A 2,437-nucleotide genomic window follows, 5' to 3' on the forward strand; every position below is an offset into this window, starting at 1 on the left:
AAGTGGGACGCTGTTTTTTTTTGCTCGTTGGTGTAACGATTTGTCGTGCACTTCGATTCCCGGAGCGCATGCAAGCGTAAAGCCATCTCATTGATTGGAGGGCCACATGGCTAAGAAAGCGAAGAAGGCGAAGAAGGCGAAGAGCGCGGTGAAGAAGACCGCGAAGAAGACCCGCAAGGTCGCCAAGAAGAAGAAGTAAATCTCGCCTCTCGACGAGATCGCCGGCAACCTGACGCCGGCGCGTCATTGGAGCCTTCGGGCAGGCCGGCTTCGAGAGGGAAGCCGATCCTGATCCGGCAAGCTCCGATCGACGGCAAGAGGGTGTCGGCGAGACATCAGGTCAAACGGCTGGATCAGGTTTCGGTCAGGCGCTGTCCGCGCTTCCCGCGATTGGGTCCAGCAGAAGAAGCGAGTTTTCTTCGTTCGGTGCGGATCCTGCTTGGTCCGCAATTTCACCCGGTGACGGCTTTGCCCGGTGGAATCTGATCCTGACGTGTTCGCCGACGCCCTCGTTCCCCGGTGCGATGCCAGCCCGGCCTTTTCCGATTCATCATTGCCAGATCGTCCGCGATGCCGCCTCATCGAGGCGCGGGACGGCCGCACGCGTCGCTGACGCGTCGGGTCTGCCACAGTTGTGGCATGGCGCGTTTACATCCCATTCATCGCAACGCTTAAACCGCCGTTCAAGTCTCATCGGCATGATCGCGCCAACGCGCCGGCGAACGGCGGATGAGAGGACGTCGAACGCGTGGACGGACCCGCGGATTGCAAGGCCAGGGCGGCGGGGCAAAGGAGAGACGAGATGTTTCAGGGAACCATCGACCTGGATGCGGCCGCGCCGGTGGAGGCGACCGTTATGTCGGACGTGCTGTTCGAGCGCGGTGTCTATTGGGCGAGCGGGCGCGCCGGCGTCGTCAGCCTGGTCGCCGCGCACAAATGGTTCAACCTCGCCGCGTCGAAGGGGCGAGCGGACGCGGTCGCGATGCGCCGCGAGGTGGCCGCGCAGATGAGCGAGGCCGAGATCGCCGTGGCCCAGCGCGAGGCGCGGGCCTGGATCGGCGCGCACTGACGCGGCTTGATCGCGCGGCGGCCGCGAACGGGCCAAGCCGATCTCGCCTGCCGTTCCGTAGCGCCACGGCGTCGCAGCCGATGTGAACATCGGCAAAGCATCCCGAAAATATACGCGCGGGTAACCTTGAGCTGCGATGATCGTAGCACAGGGGAACAAGCGAATCGTCGGATCACGACGAGGCGGCCGGGATCATCGGGGCCGCACCACGTTCGCGCTCGATAACCAGGGCTCGGTTCAACTTCTGTCGGGTGTGGGGAGCCTACGTTGGATATCCTGGCCGTCATCATCGTCCTGCAGCTCGTTCTGTTCGCCGCGGCCTGGTCTGCGGCACGGTCATACTTCGCCAGGGGACGGCTCGCCGGCATGCAGGAGGCGAGCGCCGAGATCGTCCGCGGTGTGAGCTCGCAGCACGCCTGCAACGGCCGGCCGCTGCCCGCGGCGATCGGCAAGGCGTTCGAGCAGGTGCAATCGTTTGCGCGGCGTGCCTCTCCCGGGAACGGCGTCGATCGTTGCCAGGAGCGCCTGTTCAAGTTCGGCGACGCCATCGGCGCGGCCTGCTGGCACATGGGCTATGAAAGCTGCCAGCAGAAGATGTCGCCGCGCCAGGACCGGATTCGGCTCGACCTGCCGGTCGACGAGCTCCTGCATCTGGCAACATTGGCCCATCTCGGCTTCAAGAAGATGATGCCGAACGATCGCGCCATCGAGACGATGCGCTTCGAGGGCGAGGAGCATGCGATTGCGGTGGCGCGCGCGGTCGAACGGCTGGAAGCGGCGCTGCCCGAGGCCTTCCGACCCGGCGGCCACGCCGCCACGCGTCACGCCATGATCCATCAATGGTGGCGGCCGCTGGAGCGCAGGCGGGCGTGAGCTGCCGGGGCCGCGGCCCCGTCCGCGCACTTTATATATAGAGACACATATAGAGAGACGAGCAGGGCGATTCGGGCGGCGCTGCCGTCCAACGCCCCCGCGCGGGGCCTTCCCCCGCACCCAGGACTTGCTCCCTGGATCGTGAAGCCGCCGAGGTTGAGTCGTGAGGGCCCGCGCATCACATCGCCGGCGGTGGCGGGGATTCGGAGCAAGACACGATGCGTTTCATCTTCGCAACGGGTATCCTGATCGCGTTATGCGCTTCCGCCGCCGCCGCAACGGCCCATCATGCGAGGTCGCGCGTGGCGCATCACGGCATGTTTCATTCTCGTCAGGATCCGAGCGGCGCATGGGCGCGCTTTCCTGCACCGGGCTGGCCCTATCAACGGCCTGCGCGGCCCGACCGTTTCGACGACACGCCGAGCTATGACGATCCGTCGAAGCGCGGAGGCGCTTGAAAGACAGCTCCATAAGACGCTGGCGCCGGCTGAACGC

The 2,437-nt window shown here is 65.3% G+C and carries 3 protein-coding genes; all 3 read left to right on the forward strand.

Annotated features, from left to right (window positions below):
- Positions 1-802: 802 nt before the first annotated feature.
- A complete protein-coding gene (locus JOY90_RS03125) occupies positions 803-1,069 on the forward strand; it encodes a hypothetical protein (protein WP_291689706.1) in 267 nt (88 codons plus the stop codon).
- Positions 1,070-1,336: 267 nt separating this feature from the next.
- On the forward strand, positions 1,337-1,942 hold the full coding sequence (locus tag JOY90_RS03130) for a hypothetical protein (protein ID WP_291689707.1): 606 nt from the start codon (positions 1,337-1,339) through the stop codon (positions 1,940-1,942).
- A 218-nt stretch (positions 1,943-2,160) separates the two neighbouring features.
- Positions 2,161-2,400 carry a hypothetical protein gene (locus JOY90_RS03135; protein WP_291689708.1) on the forward strand — a complete coding sequence of 80 codons (240 nt, stop codon included), beginning with the start codon at positions 2,161-2,163 and terminating at the stop codon, positions 2,398-2,400.
- Positions 2,401-2,437 lie beyond the last annotated feature (37 nt).

The sequence above is a fragment of the Bradyrhizobium sp. genome (genome assembly GCF_019242285.1).
Lineage (GTDB): Bacteria > Pseudomonadota > Alphaproteobacteria > Rhizobiales > Xanthobacteraceae > Bradyrhizobium.

Excerpts from the sequence above, each read along its gene's own strand:
- JOY90_RS03125 (WP_291689706.1), top strand. The coding sequence starts at position 803 with ATGTTTCAGGGAACCATCGACCTGGATGCGGCCGCGCCGGTGGAGGCG.
- JOY90_RS03135 (WP_291689708.1), top strand. The coding sequence starts at position 2,161 with ATGCGTTTCATCTTCGCAACGGGTATCCTGATCGCGTTATGCGCTTCC.